Genomic DNA, 17,800 nt, shown 5'->3' with positions numbered 1-17,800 from the left:
TCATCCTTTCGGATGACTTTTTAATATCTATAAGAAATATAATCTTAGTGATGTAATTCCTCTTCACCTGCAACGAATGGCATGTTTTGAGGAGCGTAATCTTCTGGTAATCCAGGTTTACTATAGTCATAAGGCCATCTGTAAACAACTGGTAATTCACCAGGCCAGTTACCATGAATATGTTCAACTGGTGTAGTCCACTCAAGAGAGTTACTTCTCCAAGGGTTCTGAGTAGCTTTCTTACCATAGAAAATACTATAGAAGAAGTTCCATAAGAACACTAATTGGAAAGCAGATCCTACTAAAGCGAATACTGTAATTAACACGTTTACATCGTAGAACTCATCAAATAATGGGAATGCAGTATTTGAATAATAACGACGTGGTAAACCAGCTAATCCGATGAAGTGCATTGGGAAGAATACTCCGTAAGCACAAACTGCAGTTACCCAGAAGTGGATATAACCTAAGTTTTTGTTCATCATACGTCCAAACATTTTAGGGAACCAGTGGTAGATACCAGCAAACATTCCGTAAAGAGCAGAAATACCCATTACTAAGTGGAAGTGAGCAATAACGAAATATGTATCGTGAACGTTGATATCTAATGTTGAATCTCCTAAAATAATCCCTGTTAAACCTCCTGTAATAAACGTAGATACGAATCCAATACAGAATAACATTGCAGGGTTCATTTGGATATTACCACTCCAAATTGTAGTGATATAGTTGAATGCTTTTACTGCTGAAGGAATTGCAATCAACAATGTAGTAAATGTAAATACAGATCCTAAGAATGGGTTCATACCAGATACGAACATGTGGTGTCCCCATACAATTGTTGATAAGAAAGCAATACCTAAGATAGAAGCAATCATCGCACGGTAACCGAAAATTGGTTTACGAGCGTTACAAGCAATAATTTCTGACGTAATACCCATCGCTGGTAAAATTACGATATATACCTCAGGGTGACCTAAGAACCAGAATAAGTGCTCATATAATACAGGAGATCCTCCTTGGTAATGTAATACCTCTCCAGCTAAATAAATATCTGATAAGAAGAATGATGTTCCAAAACTTCTATCGAATAACAATAATAAAGCTGCTGATAATAAAACTGGGAATGATACGATACCAATAATAGCTGTAGTAAATAAAGCCCACACTGTTAATGGTAATCTTGTCATAGACATTCCTTTAGTTCTTAAGTTAATTACTGTAGCAACATAGTTTAACGATCCCATTAAAGAAGATGCGATAAAGATTGCCATAGATACTAACCATAATGTCATCCCCATTCCTGAACCAGGAATAGCCTGTGGTAATGCACTCAACGGAGGATATACTGTCCATCCAGAAGATGCTGGTCCTCCTTCTACAAATAATGAAATAATCATTAATACTGCAGAGATGAAGAATAACCAATAAGATAACATATTTAAGAATCCTGAAGCCATATCACGTGCTCCAATCTGCAATGGAATAAGTAAGTTCGAGAACGTACCACTTAATCCAGCAGTTAAAACGAAGAATACCATTATGGTACCGTGCATCGTTACTAGGGCAAGATAAGCATCATTTTTCATAACTCCATCAGGAGCCATTTTATCACCTAAAAACCATTTGAATACTGTGAAAGATTCTTCTGGCCAAGCAATTTGCATTCTAAATAACAGAGACATTCCAATCCCGATGATTCCCATAATAATACCTGTAATCAAGTATTGTTTAGCAATCATCTTGTGGTCTAAACTAAACACATATTTAGTAAAGAAGTTCCCTTTATCGTGATGATCATGATCATGTGAGTGATCGTGATTGTTTTCGTGTCCTTCTACTGACATAGTTATAGATTGATTTTAATATGTGAGTTTTATTTTCCTACTTGAGCGATAGCTTCAGTTTCAACTTCTTCAACTGCTGCAGGAACTTCCTCTACTGCTGGAGCAGGTGCGTTGCTAGCTTTTTCAGCAGCAACTTGCTCTTTTAATGTAGGAAGCTCTTTTAACCAAGATTCGAATTCTTCAGGAGTCTCTACAACAACTTTCATTTGCATGTTATAGTGAGAAGCTCCACAAATCTTATTACATAAAATTAAATAATCAAATGAATAAGGTTCTAATGCCTCTTCTCCTTTAGCGATTAACTCTTGGCTTCTTTCAGCTCTAATATCGTTAATATTACTAACTTTTTTTACAATCGCCTCACGCTCTCTCATTTCTGCTGTAGTAACAGTAGGAACGAAAGCAAACTGAGTAACCATACCAGGAACACAGTTCATTTGTGCTCTAAAGTGAGGTAAGTAAGCTGAGTGAAGTACGTCTTGAGAACGGAATTTCAATACTACTTTTTTACCTTTTGGTAAGTGTAATTCTTTTGCCATTTTATCATCAGCAGCATTCGGGTCAGACATATCTACCCCTACTAAATTGATACCTTCTATAAAACGAACGTTGGCTTTACCTAAAGTGTTATCTGTTCCAGAGTAACGAACATCCCATCCGAATTGTTTAGCATATACTTCAACAATAAGAACGTCTTCTTCTTCATCTACAAACATAATATCATTCCAAGCAAATAATCCATAAAGAATTAAACCTGATAATGTAATTACAGGAATAATTGTCCAAAGAGCTTCTAACTTATCATTATCTGAATAGAAACGAGCTTTTCTACCGTTTATTCCACGTCCTTTGAATGCAAAGTAGTGTAATAAGAACTGAGTAAAAATTTGAACAACAAAAATTAACCCCATTGAGATCCACATTAAATTGTCAACCTCTTTTCCGTGCTCTGACGCAGGGTTATCCATCAAAGGAAAGCTTCCATACTCAACTAAACAGAAGATAGTAAAGATATAGATGAATCCTAAGAAAGCGAAAGTCAAATAACCATTGATGTTATTATCCTTCTCATTAGCGATCTCTGTAGAAATATCATCAGGGTGAGAACCTACTTGAGTTAAATCAAATATTTTCGTCAATTGCCATACAGCAACTCCTAATAATACAACTGCAGCTAATATTAATAAACTTGTCATTTGTTTATTTTTAAATATTAATAGTGAAAATGTTTACTCTCTTCAATCAATGGGTTATTCTTAGCTAATAATGGCGCTTTAGCAATTGCACTAAATCCTACATAGATAAATAATCCAATGAAGAAAATAAGTGATGCTATCTCAGAAACACCAATAAACCAAGAACCTCCAACTGTACCAGGAGAGATCATCATAAAGAAGTCAATATAGTGACCTACGATGATACAAGATCCTGCCATTACAACAATCCAAGTTAAACGTTTGAAATCTGTATTGATCAATAATAATAATGGCAATAAGAAATTCAATACTAACATTCCGAAGAATGGTAAGTTATACTCTTGAATTCTGAAGATGAAGTAAGTTACCTCCTCTGGAATATTAGAATACCACTGTAACATGAATTGAGAGAACCAAAGATAAGTCCAGAATATACTTAATCCAAACATAAATTTAGCTAAATCGTGAATATGACTAGTATTAACATATTCTAAGTATCCTTTGTTCTTTAAATAAAGAGTAACAAAAGCGATAGTTGTAATAGCTGTTACAAAGAAACTAGCAAATACATACCATCCGAATAATGTACTATACCAGTGAGTATCAATCGACATAATCCAATCCCAAGATGCCATAGACTCAGTAACAATAAAGAATACTAAGAAAGCAGCTGAAGCTTTAAATATCTTTTTGTAGTAAGTTTGATCACCACTCTCATCTAAAGCTAAAGATTGTTTACGAGCATAAATTCTATAAAAGTTCCATCCTGCTAAATAGATAACTGTTCTAATTAAGAAGAAAGGTACGTTTAAGTATCCAGCTTTTCCTTGAATAATTGGATCTGCATCAACTACTGCTTGGTCAGCCCATATAAATAAATGGTTTCCTCCCAATACAGAAATTAATAAAATCACGAAGAATATAACTGATCCTGGTAATACATAAGCAGATAATCCTTCCATTACTCTAAATAATACTGGAGACCATCCAGCACTAGCAGCATTGTTAATAGCATAAAAAGTTAAAATACCTACAGCTACTAGCATAACGAAAATACAAGCTACATATAACGCTGTCCAAGGTTTATTTTGCATTTGACCAAGAACATGTTCTAAATGTTTTTGATGTTCAGCATGATCAGCGTCAGACACAGAGTGGTCTGCAGCGGATACATGATGCTCACCACCATCGTGATGAGCTTGCTCAGTTAAGATCTGCTCTACTTCAGCAGTTGTCTTAGGGGCACTGAAGAAACCATACGCAATCCCTACAAGTCCAAGAACCATAAGGACGATTGCAAAAGTCTTCAAATTTTTTGAAAATGTGTACATATCTAAACTTTCAAATAAGTTTTACAATTTATTATTCTGATTTCAATTTTAATACGTAATCTGTAACTAACCAACGTTCGTGTTGAGTCAATTGATTAGCATGAGATCCCATTGAATTCAAACCATAAGTAATTACGTGGTAGATTCCTCCTTCTGTAAGTTCTCTATCTTTATAGTTAGGAACCCCTAAGAATTTTTCTTTCTTCACTAAATTACCTTTTCCATCCCCAGCTCCTCCGTGACAAACTGAGCAGTAAATTGTATATAACTCTTTACCTTTTTCTAAATCTTTCTCCTCAGCAGATAATGGTGATTTTAGATTTAATCTAGCCATTGCTAAACCTTCTGGAGTATTATCATACTCCTCAGGTGAAAATCCGCGTGGTATAGATCCTTCAGCAGGTAATTGACCTTCTTTACCATTTTTAAAAACTGTAGTAGGAACTTCAGAATATGTCTCATATGCCGATGATTCGTACATATTTGGCATGAATTGATAGTTTGAACGTTCTTTATTAAAACAAGAAGTAGTCAAAACTGATACCCCTACTAAAGCTACTATTTTATATATCGTTTTCATTCTACAATTGCTTTTCAATTACTTTAACTTCAACTGCTCCCGTTTGTTTGAAGAACTCAATCGCTGCTGCTTCATCAGTTTTCAAAGCTACTTCCATTAAGAAGTGATCATCTGTAGTTCTTACATCAGGATTTTCAGCTTTCTTGAAAGGCCATAATTTACTTCTCATAAAGAAAGTAAGAACCATTAAGTGAGCTGCAAATAATACAGTCATCTCAAACATAATTGGAACGAATGATGGCATATTCTGAATGAAGCTAAAACTTGGTTTACCTCCAATATCTTGTGGCCAATCTACAATCATAATATAATACATCATGAATGTACCGAAAGAAAGTCCAACTAAACCATACAAGAAAGCACAGATAGCTAATCTTGTAGGTTTTAATCCCATAGCCTTATCTAGACCGTGTACTGGGAATGGCGTATAGATTTCTTCAATATGATGATGAGCATCTCGTGTTTCTTTTACAGCATGTAACAACACATCATCATCGTTGTATAGTGCGTGAATTACTTTATTACTCATAATATATTAATGATTTAAAGATTGATGATTCTCTTTGCTGTCTCTTTCTTTTTTGTAAAACTCTCCTGAAGATTTCAAGATTGTTTTTACCTCTGCTTGCGCAATTACAGGGAAACTTCTTGAATATAATAAGAATAATACGAAGAAGAAACCGATTGTACCGATGTAAATACCAGCATCTACGAATGTAGGTTGGAACATTGTCCATGAAGATGGTAAGTAATCTCTGTGTAATGATGTAACGATAATTACGAAACGCTCAAACCACATCCCCACGTTTACTACTAAAGAAATAACAAACGATGCTAAGATATTAGTTCTAATTTTCTTGAACCACATTACCTGTGGAGAAATTACGTTACAAGTCATCATTAACCAGTAAGACCACCAGTAAGGTCCTGTTGCACGGTTTAAGAAAGCGTATTGTTCATACTCTACTCCTGAATACCAAGCAACCCATAACTCAGTAATATATGCTACCCCAACGATAGAACCAGTGATCATTACAATAATGTTCATTAACTCTATGTGCTGTACAGTAATATAATCTTCTAAGTTAGAAACTTTTCTCATGATGATAAGCAGGGTATTTACCATTGCGAATCCAGAGAAGATAGCCCCTGCTACGAAGTATGGAGGTAAGATTGTAGTGTGCCATCCAGGGATAACTGAAGTAGCAAAGTCAAAAGATACAATCGTGTGTACAGAAAGTACAAGAGGAGTAGCTAAACCAGCTAATACTAATGACACTTCCTCAAAACGTTGCCAGTCTTTTGCACGACCTGACCAACCAAATGATAAGATTGAGTATATTCTTTTTGTAAATGGCGTTATAGCTCTATCACGTAACATAGCGAAGTCAGGTAGTAAACCAGTCCACCAGAAAACTAATGATACTGATAAATACGTAGAAATCGCGAATACGTCCCATAATAATGGTGAGTTAAAGTTAACCCATAACGATCCGAACTGATTAGGAATAGGTAATACCCAGTATGCTAACCATGGACGTCCCATGTGAATGATAGGGAATAAACCAGCCTGAACTACTGAGAAAATTGTCATTGCCTCAGCAGAACGGTTGATCGCCATTCTCCATTTTTGTCTAAATAATAATAATACTGCAGAAATTAACGTACCAGCGTGACCGATACCTACCCACCAAACGAAATTGGTAATATCCCAAGCCCATCCAATGGTTTTATTTAATCCCCAAGTTCCAATACCTGTACCTACAGTGTAAGCCATACAACCTACTCCCCATAGAAACGCTAATAAAGCTAAAGTAAAAACTCTCCACCATAGTTTATTCGCTCTCCCTTCTACAGGTCTAGCCACATCCACAGTTATATCGTGATATGATTTCTCACCAATAACTAAAGGTTTTCTAATGGGTGCTTCGTAATGTGACGACATAATCCTTTATATGTTTCTTTAATTAATAATTCTTTTAACTAGATATTTCTAACCTTAACGTGATAGAATACATTTGGTTTTGTTCCAATGTGCTCTAATAAATGGTAAGCTCTATCTGACTCAGCTAATTTAGTAATTTCTGACTCTTTATCATTTACATCACCAAATACCATCGCTCCACTTGAACAAGCTGCAGAACATGCAGTTTCAAATTCATTTGGACGAATTGCTCTACCTTCATTCTTAGCTTTTAAGATTGTAGATTGAGTCATTTGGATACATAATGAACATTTCTCCATTACCCCTCTTGAACGAACTACAACGTCTGGGTTTAATACCATACGTCCTAAATCATCATTCATGTTGTAATCGAAAGCATCGTTCTGAGAATATAAGAACCAGTTGAAACGTCTAACTTTGTAAGGACAGTTGTTTGCACAGTATCTTGTACCAACACAACGGTTATAAGCCATATGGTTTTGTCCTTGACGACCATGAGATGTAGCAGCTACTGGACACACAGTCTCACATGGAGCGTGATTACAGTGTTGACACATTACAGGTTGGAAAGCCACTTGTGGGTTTTCAGCTGGATGTTCTAATTCTTGGAACACTTCACGGTATTCTCCGAATCCACTTGCATTAACTTTTTTCTCGATATCTCCTGCGAATGTATCTTCTGAAGAATAGTATCTATCGATACGTAACCAGTGCATATCTCTACTTCTTCTCACTTCTGACTTACCTACTACAGGTACGTTATTTTCAGCGTGACAAGAGATAACACAAGCACCACATCCAGTACATGCATTTAAATCAATTGATAAGTTGAAGTGATGTCCAACTGATCTATCAAATGATTCCCAGATATCAATAGTAGAAGCTTGTACAGTCTGGTGATCGTAAGAAACCACAGGTTTAATATTCCAGTCTTCAGCATCTTTTGTATTGAAGATCTCTAATGTAGTATCTTTTAAGATATCACCTCTACTCATTAAAGTGTTTTGTAACTGAACACAAGCGAACTCGTGATCACCACCTACTTGAGTAATTGCAGCACCTTGTACTCCATTACAGTCTTTGTATAATGTGTAAGCATTAACACCTACTTGCATTTCTTCTTTTAATGCAGCTTTTCTACCGTAACCGAATGCTAAACCGATAGTTCCTTGAGCTTGTCCTGGTTGGATAAGAGCTGGCACTTTTTCTAATTTAACACCGTTAGCTTCGATAGTCACATAGCTACCATTAAGACCTCCATTAGCAACGTGGTAGTTCTTGATACCTAATGACTCAGCATCAGCTTGAGCTACAGTTACGTAGTTATCCCAAGATACACGAGTGATAGGGTCTGGGAACTCTTGTAACCATGGGTTATTAGCTTGTTGTCCATCTCCCATACCAGTTTTAGTATAGAATACTAACTCTAAACCATCTACTTTCTTAGCAGAAGCTAATGCAGATGCAGCAGCTGAAAAATCAGCAGAAGCACTTACTTTAGAGTTTGTTCCAACAACAGCAAAACCATCGTGTACTAATTGATTCCAAGTTTTATCAGCTACATAAGACTTACCTACATTCTTAACATAGTCATAGTATGCAGTATTGCTTCCTGACCATAATAATAATGAATCTTGTAATTGTCTAGTATCAAACAATGGACGGATTGTAGGTTGAGTTACAGAGTAGTGACCTTTTCTGATCATTACATCTCCCCAAGACTCTAAGTAGTGCGGAGCTGCAGCAGCAACAGTAGAAAGTAAAGCTGTTTCATCTTCTTTCAATGAGAAAGAAACTGAAGTTTTTACTTTTTTCAATCCTTCTACGAAAGCAGCAGAATCAGCTAAAGTATACACTGGGTTAACACCTGACATAATCAACGTGTGAACTTTACCAGCGTTCATATCTTTTACTAATTGTCCTACTTGAGTAGCATTACCTTGTCTAACATATTTTGTTTGCTCTGGTAAGAAAGCTTCTGACTGTAACGCTTCGTTGATTGCAAATACTAATAATTGAGCATTTACATCATCAAGACCTGTTACAACAACTCCTTTATTTCCAGCAGATTTAAGTTGACTAGCTGCTTTTTTAATAGCATCTTCGTACTTATCTACAGCTGGAGCAGAAGCACTTCCTCCTACGATAGCATTGTATAACTTAACTAAAGCAGCTTTTTGATTAGCTACAGTTAATGGAATTCTCACGTCAGCATTAGCTCCTGATAAAGACATATTTGCCTCCATTTGGATATGCTTAGACATTTTTCCATTTTTAGGAATACGTTTTTGAGCATAAGCTGAATCGTATCCTCCACCTTGCCAATCTCCTAAGATATCAGCACCTACAGAAACGATTACATCAGCAGCACCGAAATCGTAATCTGCTAATCCACGTACACCATAAGCTTTCTCATAAGCATCTGCAGCAGCAGATGAAGATACAGCATCATATACAACGTGTTTAGCCGTTGGGTTAGCAGCGATAAACTCTGCTATAATTTTATCAGTAGATGGGCTAGCCATTGTATTCGTTAATAATACAACGTTTCCTCCATTTGCTTTTGCATCTTGTAGACTTGCTCTAACTTTTGCATCTACTTCATCCCATGAAGCACTTTTACCTCCGATTTTAGAACCTTTCAAACGAAGGCTATCATACATCGATAAAACTGATGCGTTCACACGAGCGTTAGCTCCTGAGTAAGCATTAGCTAGTCTGTTATTATCAACTTTGATTGGACGCCCCTCACGAGTTTTGATCAGAACGTTTACAAAGTCAAATCCATCAGCAATAGTTGTTGCATAATAATCTGCAACACCAGGAATGATCTCCTCTGGCTGTACTACATACGGAATAGATTTCACAACAGGTCCCTCACATGCAGCTAAAGTTGCTGCTGCAGTAGAAAAACCTACATATTTCAAAAAGTCTCGACGAGTAGTTGATGAAGAAGACAATTTACTTTGATCTCCAAGAAATTCATCAGTAGGAATTTCTTCAACAAACTCATTGTTTCTTAGCGACTCAACAATAGAACTATTTTCATTCAGCTCCTCAACACTTTTCCAGTATTTTTTGTTTGATGCCATTGTATATATATATTAGCTTCTTATTCTTAATTTATTAATAGTGACATTTACCACACTCTAAACCTCCCATTTGAGCTACAGTCAATTTCTCAACTCCGTACTTCTCTGATAATTCTTTGTGAATTTTAGCGTAGTACTCATTGCTCTCTAACTTAACGTCAGTTTTTCTGTGACAGTCAATACACCATCCCATTGTTAATGGAGAGTGTTGTCTCATAATTTCCATTTCTTCAACTGGTCCGTGACAAGTTTGACATTCTAAACCTGCAACATTTACGTGTTGAGAGTGGTTGTAGTATGCGAAGTCAGGAAGATTGTGAATTCTAACCCACTTAACTGGTTTCTCTTTTCCAGTATATTTATTTGTCGAAGGATCCCATCCTACTGCATCATATAATTTTTGAATCTCTGCAGTATAGAATTCTGGAGTGTACTTACCGTAGTCTTTTCCAGCTTCACCTGTAAACTCATTGATATTCTCATGACAGTTCATACAAACGTTCAATGAAGGAATACCTGAAGTTTTACTAGATCTTGCAGCAGAGTGACAGTATTTACAGTCAATACCGTTATCTCCAGCGTGAATCTTGTGAGAGAAGTGAATTGGTTGTACTGGCTCATACCCTTGGTCAACACCTACTTGCATCATCCATCCATACGCGAAGTACGATCCGAATAACACTAATACGATAACAGAAACAATCACTAAAAATTTATTTTTAACGAATGCTGTACACAATGGAATTGATTTACGTACTTCAGGAGTTAATCCATTAACCTCTACTACTTTGTTTAATACTCTCTTAACGAAGAATAGCATAGTTACTAGAAGCATCAATACAACAACTAAAGCCCCTAATACAATAATATTAGAAACACCATCATTGTTAGATTGCCCAGCAGCTCCTCCTGCTACATCACCTGTAGGCGCTGGAGCAGCTTTCTCTTCTGAAGTATAAGCTAAGATATTATCAATGTCTTCGTCTGATAATCCAGGGAAGTCATTCATAACAACCTTATTCCACTCGTTAAACAATTTAACAGCAGCAGCATCTCCAGATTTAATCAATGAAGAACTACTCTTGATCCACTTGTGTAGCCACTCTACATTTCCATCGTGACGATCAACTACTCCACGAAGAGCTGGTCCAGTAGACACTCCATCTAACTTGTGACAAGCCGCACAGTTAGAGTTGAACAATTCCTTACCTTTTGCTACATCTTGAGCAAACGAAATTGTAGTAAACGATAGCATTAACGCTAAACAAAAGAATAAAATCTTTGAAAACGAATTATGGTTACCCACTTTTTTCATAGTTATAAAATGATTTTCAACTAAACTTGGTCTTATTTAACAGCCAATTAGACCGCTATCTTATACACCTTATTTACAAACTCCGACAAAAATACAATTTATGAGTTACTCTTAAAACCTTTACTATGCTTAAAATACAATTTATATACGTTCTAAATAACATACGATTACCTCATTATCAAGATAATTTGTAAATTTGCCATAAACATTATTCATTATGAGATTTTTAAGAAATTTTCTTGTCTTAATTCTAGTTCTATTTACTAATCACGTAATTATAGCTCAATCGTCTAAAACCACTTTAAACGAACCCTCAGCCATAAAAGAACTACTAAATAAGAAGAAAAACACAAATACGTCAACAACTGTTAACGATAAATACAAAATTCAGATTTTTTACGGCAAAAACGCAGAAGCGAGAGTTGCCTTAAACAACTTTAGAAGACTTTACCCAGATGTTAATGCTACGATAATTTATACCAATCCTTCTTACAAAGTTTTAGTAGGAAATTATAAAACTAGACTAGAAGCAGAACGCAACCTGAGAGCTATTCAAAAAGACTTTGAACTCTCACTTTTATTGCGCCCAGGCAAATAAATCACACCATATAATACAAAGGGTTATTAGTTAAATCTAATAACCTTTTTTTAATTAAAAAGAAAGCCCCAACATCACTGTTGAGGCTTTTTATTTATCTGTGATTCTAAGTACACTTTAAGACTTAAATCATTCCGTAATTTATCCAACTAAGTTAATAATCTTACCAGGAACAATAATTACTTTCTTAGGCTCTCTACCCTGAAGTTGAGCTACTGTTCTTTCGTCTGCTAAGATGATTGCTTTAATCTCTTCTTCTGATAAATCTAATGGTAACTCAATCTTAAATCTCATCTTTCCATTAAACGACACAGGATACTCTTTTGCACTCTCTACTAAGTAAGATGCATTGAATTCTGGGAACTCTGCATACGTCACAGATGTAGTATGTCCTAGCATAGACCATAATTCCTCTGCAATATGTGGAGCATAAGGAGATACCACAATTGCTAATGGTTCTAAAATAGCTCTGTGATTACATTTTAGCTGTGACAATTCATTTACACAAATCATAAACTGTGAAACTGAAGTATTGAAAGAGAAATTCTCTATATCCTCAGTCACTTTCTTAATCGTTTTATGAAGTGATTTATACATCTCTGCTGTTGGTTCATCATTCGTCACGATTACACCATTATCATCAGCATATAATCTCCATAATTTCTTTAAGAAACCAGCTACACCTGAGATACCAGCTGTATTCCATGGTTTAGCTTGTTCTAATGGCCCTAAGAACATTTCGTACAGACGAAGTGTATCCGCTCCATATTCATCACAGATATCATCCGGATTCACTACATTGAAGTACGACTTAGACATCTTCTCTACTTCGTGTCCTACGATATACTTACCACTCGCATTTAATACAAACTCTGCATTTGCATAATCAGGTCTCCATGCTTTAAATCCTTCTGTATCTAATTCTGATGAAGAATTAACTAATCCAACATAAGCATATAGCTGTTGAACCTTCTCATCCTTGATCATATCTTTAGAAATGAATTTATTTGTGCCCTCTATTCTATAAACAAAGGCAGAAGTACCTAAAATCATTCCTTGATTAATCAATTTCTTGAAAGGCTCTTCTGTGGGAGCTACTCCCATATCTTTTAAGAATTTGTTCCAGAAACGGCTATATAATAAGTGTCCAGTAGCATGTTCACTACCTCCTATATATAAATCTACATTTTGCCAATACGCTAATGCTTCTGGAGAAGCGATATCTTCTGTATTCTGAGGATCCATATAACGCATCCAGTACCAAGAAGAACCAGCCCAACCAGGCATTGTATTTAACTCTAGAGGGAATACCGTTACCCCGTCTATCTTTTCATTTTCTACTACTTTATTATTAGCAGTATCCCACGCCCATACAGCAGCATTACCTAAAGGTGGTTGACCATCTTCTGTAGGCAAATACTTTTCTACTTCAGGAAGAACGATTGGCAAATATTTTTTATCAATCATCTTAGGAAGGTTATTCACATAGTACACTGGGAATGGTTCACCCCAATAACGCTGACGTGAAAATACCGCATCGCGCAAACGGTAGTTTGTTTTCCCCTTTCCTTGTCCTATTTTCTCTAATGCCTCGATAGCCTTAAGAGTAGCTTCTTTAAATCCTAATCCATTTAAAAAATCAGATTCAATTAATAAGAAACCTTCTTTCTCTGCATACGCCTCTTCTGAGATATCTTGGTCAAAGATATTTTTGATTGTAATACCAAAGTGTTTTGCAAAAGCATAATCTCTTGTATCACCAGATGGAACAGCCATTACCGCTCCTGTACCGTATCCAGCTAACACATAATCACCTATCCAGATTTCGATAGGTTCTTTCGTGAACGGATGCTCAGCATACGCTCCAGTAAACACACCAGAGATAGTCTTCACATCAGCCATACGGTCACGCTCACTTCTCTTAGAAGTAGCATCTATATACGCTTCTACAGCTTCTTTTTGTTCTGCAGTAGTAATCTTTCTTACTAAATCATGCTCTGGAGCAAGAGTCATAAAACTCACCCCAAAGATAGTATCAGGTCTAGTAGTGAACACTTCTATTGTATCATCACTTTCTTTTAAGTTAAATACTACAGATGCTCCCACAGATTTCCCTATCCAGTTTCTTTGGCTCTCTTTAATACTCTCTGTCCAGTCGATATCTTCTAGCCCTTGAAGTAGACGTTCTGCATAAGCAGAAATACGCATACTCCACTGCTTCATTTTTTTTCTAACTACAGGATGCCCACCTCTTTCAGACAGACCATCTTTAATCTCATCATTCGCTAATACCGTTCCTAAAGCAGGACACCAGTTTACTTCAGTTTCTGCTAAGTAAGTCATTCTATATTTTAATAGAATCACCTCTTTCTCATCAGCTGATAACGCATTCCACTGAGCAGCGCTAAAGATCTCGATTGCATCATCAGACACAGCTTGTACATTTGCATTCCCCTCTTTTTCGAAGATAGCTACTAATGTATCTATAGATTCTGCTTTATCACTTACTTTATTATACCACGAATTGAACAATTGGATAAATATCCATTGTGTGTGTTTATAATAATCCGCATTCGAAGTACGCACCTCTCTACTCCAGTCAAATGAAAAACCGATCTTATCTAATTGTTCTCTATAACGATCAATATTTACTTCTGTAGTCACAGCAGGGTGTTGTCCTGTCTGGATAGCATATTGCTCAGCTGGCAACCCGAAGCTATCATATCCTTGTGGATGAAGAACATTAAAACCTTTTTGACGTTTATAACGAGTAAAAATATCCGAAGCTATGTATCCGAGTGGGTGCCCCACATGTAATCCTGCTCCAGATGGGTAAGGAAACATATCTAATACGTAATACTTAGGCTTGTCAACATTATTCTCTGTTTTGAAAGTTTGGTTTTCTTTCCAAAATTTCTGCCATTTAGCTTCAATTTCGTTTGGATAATACTTCATACTATTATATATATCAATTTTTATACTTTGGTTAGTTCTTCGATCACACTGTAATAATCTAGAAAACTCATCTTGAATCCTAAATAAACAAAACTAATTTTCTAGCACTATTCTAAGTTTGACAAAAAAAACCGTCAATTCAGGCAAAAATAAACTATATTTATAACAATTAGAAAACTTTAATCGTTATTGTCTCAATAAAAACATTTTTGTTTGTTATTTTTACGCACTTAAAATTTGATATATGGCTAGCTCTTATGAAAAATATCAAAAGCGAAAACTAATTTCGTCTTATTTTTCAGTTATACTTAGTATTTTCTTGGTCCTATTCCTATTAGGATCGCTAAGTCTATTCGTTATTAATTCTAAAAAAATCTCTGACAACTTTAGAGAGAATATACCTATGACTATATTCTTTGAGAAGAATACTTCTAAAGCTGAATTAGAGAAATTTGGAAAGAAACTAGAAAAGCACACCTATATAAAGGAACATCGTTTCGTATCTAAAGAAGATGCTGCCAAAGAACACCAAGAGACATTAGGTGAAGACTTCGTCGATTACTTAGGATTCAACCCGCTACAAGACTCTTACGACATTCACTTAAAAGGAGAATATGTCGTTAATGACAGTATAGATATTATCCTTAAAGAATTCAATGCTAATACAGCGATAAGCGATATAAAATATGACAAACAACTAGTAGATCTAGTCAATGAGAATGTAGATAAGATCACGAAGTGGGTGCTTATTATAGCAGCTTTTCTTACGGTTATATCTATGCTATTAATCAATAGTTCTCTACGTCTATTAATTTTCTCTAGTCGTTTTACGATTAAGACCATGCAAATGGTAGGAGCGACAAAGCGCTTCATCAGACGCCCATTTATCAGACATAGTATGAAGCTAGGGCTAATAGGCTCTCTGCTAGCTATCATGGCTATTACTGCCCTAACATTCTATGCAGACAGTAAACTACCTGATCTAAATATCAACCCTAAAGAAGATTATATGCCTCTAGTGATCGTATCCTGTGGAATATTAATCTTAGGAGGAATCATCACTAGTATCAGTACATTCTTTGCAACACAAAGATTCTTAAACCTAAAATCAGACGAACTTTATTAAATATGAAAGATCAAGATCAAAACCAGAATGTACTTCTTTTTACGAAGAAGAACTATATTATACTACTGGTAAGTATAGCCTTAATTGCACTTAGTTTTTTCTTAATGGCTGGTGCTACTAACGATGTTCCTACAGAGTTTAATGAAGACATCTATAGCTTTAGACGTATTCATCTAGCTCCTACAGTATTCTTTATCGGGATAGGGGTAGCAGTTTATGCAATATTTAAAAAAGACAATAAATAATATAACTACATTAAATGGATTTAATACAAGCTATCCTCCTAGCCATAGTAGAGGGATTAACAGAGTATCTACCAGTATCTTCTACTGCACATATGATATTCGTAAGTTCTGCTTATGGTATTCAAGAAGACGAATTCGTAAAATTATTTCAAACAGCTATACAGTTTGGAGCTATTCTAGCCGTAGTGGCACTATACTGGAGAAAGTTCTTTGACTTCAGCAAACTGAACTTCTATAAAAAACTAGTCTTAGCAGTTATCCCTGCTCTAGTATTAGGTAAGCTATTTGACGAAGCCATTGACAAGGTATTAGGAGAGACTATCTATATCGCGATTATGTTGATTATTGGTGGTTTTGTATTAATCTTTATAGACAAATACTTTAAGAACCCTAAGACAGTTCGCGAAGAAGACATTACTGTTAAACAAGCTATTACTATTGGGTTTTGGCAGTGTCTTGCGATGATGCCAGGTACGAGCCGTTCTGCTGCATCTATCATTGGAGGTATGCAACAAGGACTTTCTAGACAAGTAGCTGCAGAGTTCTCATTCTTCTTAGCTGTGCCTACGATGGCAGCTGTGACCGTGTACTCTATTGTACTAAAAAAATATGAATCAGGAAGAATCGGATATGAGATACTACTTGACAATCCTGATAATATGAAGTTATTCTTATTAGGGAATGTTATTGCATTTATTGTATCAATTGTTGCTATTAAATTCTTCATCGGAATCATTAAAAAGTACGGTTTTAAACCTTGGGGATACTACAGAATTATAGCTGGAGCTATACTATTATTATACTTCGGATACCTTAAATAAGAATGATACAATACAATACAGAAGCCTTTCAGAGTGGGCAAATACTATTAATAGACAAACCGCTGCACTGGTCATCATTTCAGGCAGTAAACAAAATTAAATGGCTATTAAAAAAGCACTTTGACTTAAAAAAGATTAAAGTAGGACATGCTGGGACTTTAGACCCTTTAGCCTCAGGACTTCTTATCATCTGTACAGGTAAAGCCACAAAACAAATCAGTGAATTACAGGGACAAATAAAAGAATATACAGGGACGATCACACTAGGGGGTACTACTCCATCTTATGACTTAGAGACAGAGATAGACCAGACCTTCCCTACAGAGCATATTACAGAGGATCTGCTAGAAGAAGCTAGACTATCCTTTATGGGAACTACAGAACAGCGCCCTCCTATCTTCTCTGCGCTTAAGAAAGATGGAAAACGTCTGTATGAGCACGCTCGTAAAGGAGAAGAAGTGGAGATAGCGACTAGACCTATCACCATAGAAGAGTTTGAATTAATGAAGACAGCCCTTCCGAATGTTGATTTTAGAGTCGTGTGTTCTAAAGGAACTTATATCCGCTCTCTAGCTTATGACTTTGGAAACAAAGTAAACTCTGGAGCACACCTAAGCGCCCTACGCAGAACCAAAATCGGAGACTTCGATGTCATCAACGCGGTCACTCCAGAAGAGTTCGAAGAACAGGTATTAAAAGCAATAGCTAACAATATATAATCAAAAAGCTACAAGATATCTTGTGGCTTT

The 17,800-nt window shown here is 35.9% G+C and carries 14 protein-coding genes; 5 read left to right on the top strand and 9 right to left on the bottom strand.

The genetic code is table 11. The features are described from left to right. Positions 1–44: 44 nt before the first annotated feature. From MYRA21_RS08425 to MYRA21_RS08390, 8 genes are read right to left on the bottom strand one after another with little or no spacing between them, the layout of a single operon-like run. Positions 45–1,847: a cbb3-type cytochrome c oxidase subunit I gene (locus MYRA21_RS08425; RefSeq protein ID WP_006257358.1), complete on the bottom strand. Its 1,803-nt coding sequence runs from the start codon at positions 1,845–1,847 to the stop codon at positions 45–47. Positions 1,848–1,876: 29 nt separating this feature from the next. Further along, on the bottom strand, positions 1,877–3,043 hold the full coding sequence (locus tag MYRA21_RS08420) for a cytochrome c oxidase subunit II (protein ID WP_006257359.1): 1,167 nt from the start codon (positions 3,041–3,043) through the stop codon (positions 1,877–1,879). 17 nt (positions 3,044–3,060) lie between these two features. Beyond that, entirely contained in the window at positions 3,061–4,374 is a 1,314-nt protein-coding gene (locus MYRA21_RS08415) for a hypothetical protein (RefSeq protein ID WP_006257360.1), read from the bottom strand. 31 nt (positions 4,375–4,405) lie between these two features. Continuing rightward, on the bottom strand, positions 4,406–4,954 hold the full coding sequence (locus MYRA21_RS08410; RefSeq protein ID WP_006257361.1) for a cytochrome c: 549 nt from the start codon (positions 4,952–4,954) through the stop codon (positions 4,406–4,408). A gap of 1 nt (position 4,955) precedes the next feature. Continuing rightward, a complete protein-coding gene (locus MYRA21_RS08405; RefSeq protein ID WP_006257362.1) occupies positions 4,956–5,483 on the bottom strand; it encodes a DUF3341 domain-containing protein in 528 nt (175 codons plus the stop codon). 6 nt (positions 5,484–5,489) lie between these two features. Then, complete coding sequence (nrfD, locus tag MYRA21_RS08400; RefSeq protein WP_006257363.1) at positions 5,490–6,899, bottom strand: NrfD/PsrC family molybdoenzyme membrane anchor subunit; 1,410 nt, start codon at positions 6,897–6,899, stop codon at positions 5,490–5,492. 38 nt (positions 6,900–6,937) lie between these two features. Next, positions 6,938–9,991 (bottom strand): TAT-variant-translocated molybdopterin oxidoreductase, encoded by a 3,054-nt coding sequence (locus MYRA21_RS08395; RefSeq protein WP_006257364.1) that lies wholly within the window; start codon positions 9,989–9,991, stop codon positions 6,938–6,940. 34 nt (positions 9,992–10,025) lie between these two features. Beyond that, the gene (locus tag MYRA21_RS08390) at positions 10,026–11,306 is read right to left on the bottom strand and encodes a cytochrome c3 family protein (protein WP_006257365.1); all 1,281 of its coding nucleotides are present in this window, start codon (positions 11,304–11,306) and stop codon (positions 10,026–10,028) included. 217 nt (positions 11,307–11,523) lie between these two features. Between MYRA21_RS08390 and MYRA21_RS08385 the strand changes: the two genes are divergently transcribed. Further along, the gene (locus MYRA21_RS08385; protein ID WP_006257366.1) at positions 11,524–11,904 is read left to right on the top strand and encodes an SPOR domain-containing protein; all 381 of its coding nucleotides are present in this window, start codon (positions 11,524–11,526) and stop codon (positions 11,902–11,904) included. A gap of 141 nt (positions 11,905–12,045) precedes the next feature. On the opposite strand, the gene leuS is transcribed toward MYRA21_RS08385, so the two are convergent. After that, positions 12,046–14,859, bottom strand: coding sequence for a leucine--tRNA ligase (leuS, locus tag MYRA21_RS08380; RefSeq protein ID WP_006257368.1), 2,814 nt, complete (start codon positions 14,857–14,859; stop codon positions 12,046–12,048). A 244-nt stretch (positions 14,860–15,103) separates the two neighbouring features. On the opposite strand from leuS, the gene MYRA21_RS08375 reads away from it, so the two are divergent. Genes MYRA21_RS08375 through truB form a run of 4 tightly spaced genes read left to right on the top strand, consistent with a single transcriptional unit; the run spans position 15,104 to position 17,770 of the window. Then, positions 15,104–15,985, top strand: coding sequence for an ABC transporter permease (locus tag MYRA21_RS08375; protein WP_006257369.1), 882 nt, complete (start codon positions 15,104–15,106; stop codon positions 15,983–15,985). Between the two features lie 2 nt (positions 15,986–15,987). Continuing rightward, on the top strand, positions 15,988–16,230 hold the full coding sequence (locus MYRA21_RS08370) for a DUF3098 domain-containing protein (RefSeq protein WP_006257370.1): 243 nt from the start codon (positions 15,988–15,990) through the stop codon (positions 16,228–16,230). A gap of 14 nt (positions 16,231–16,244) precedes the next feature. Continuing rightward, a complete protein-coding gene (locus tag MYRA21_RS08365) occupies positions 16,245–17,051 on the top strand; it encodes an undecaprenyl-diphosphate phosphatase (RefSeq protein ID WP_006257371.1) in 807 nt (268 codons plus the stop codon). A 2-nt stretch (positions 17,052–17,053) separates the two neighbouring features. After that, positions 17,054–17,770 (top strand): tRNA pseudouridine(55) synthase TruB, encoded by a 717-nt coding sequence (truB, locus tag MYRA21_RS08360; RefSeq protein WP_006257372.1) that lies wholly within the window; start codon positions 17,054–17,056, stop codon positions 17,768–17,770. Positions 17,771–17,800: the final 30 nt, after the last annotated feature.

This window comes from Myroides sp. A21 (assembly GCF_000807225.1).
In the GTDB taxonomy this organism is placed as follows: domain Bacteria; phylum Bacteroidota; class Bacteroidia; order Flavobacteriales; family Flavobacteriaceae; genus Flavobacterium; species Flavobacterium odoratimimum.
The sequence above is the reverse complement of the archived record's forward strand: the minus strand, read 5'-3'. Positions and strand labels throughout refer to the sequence as shown.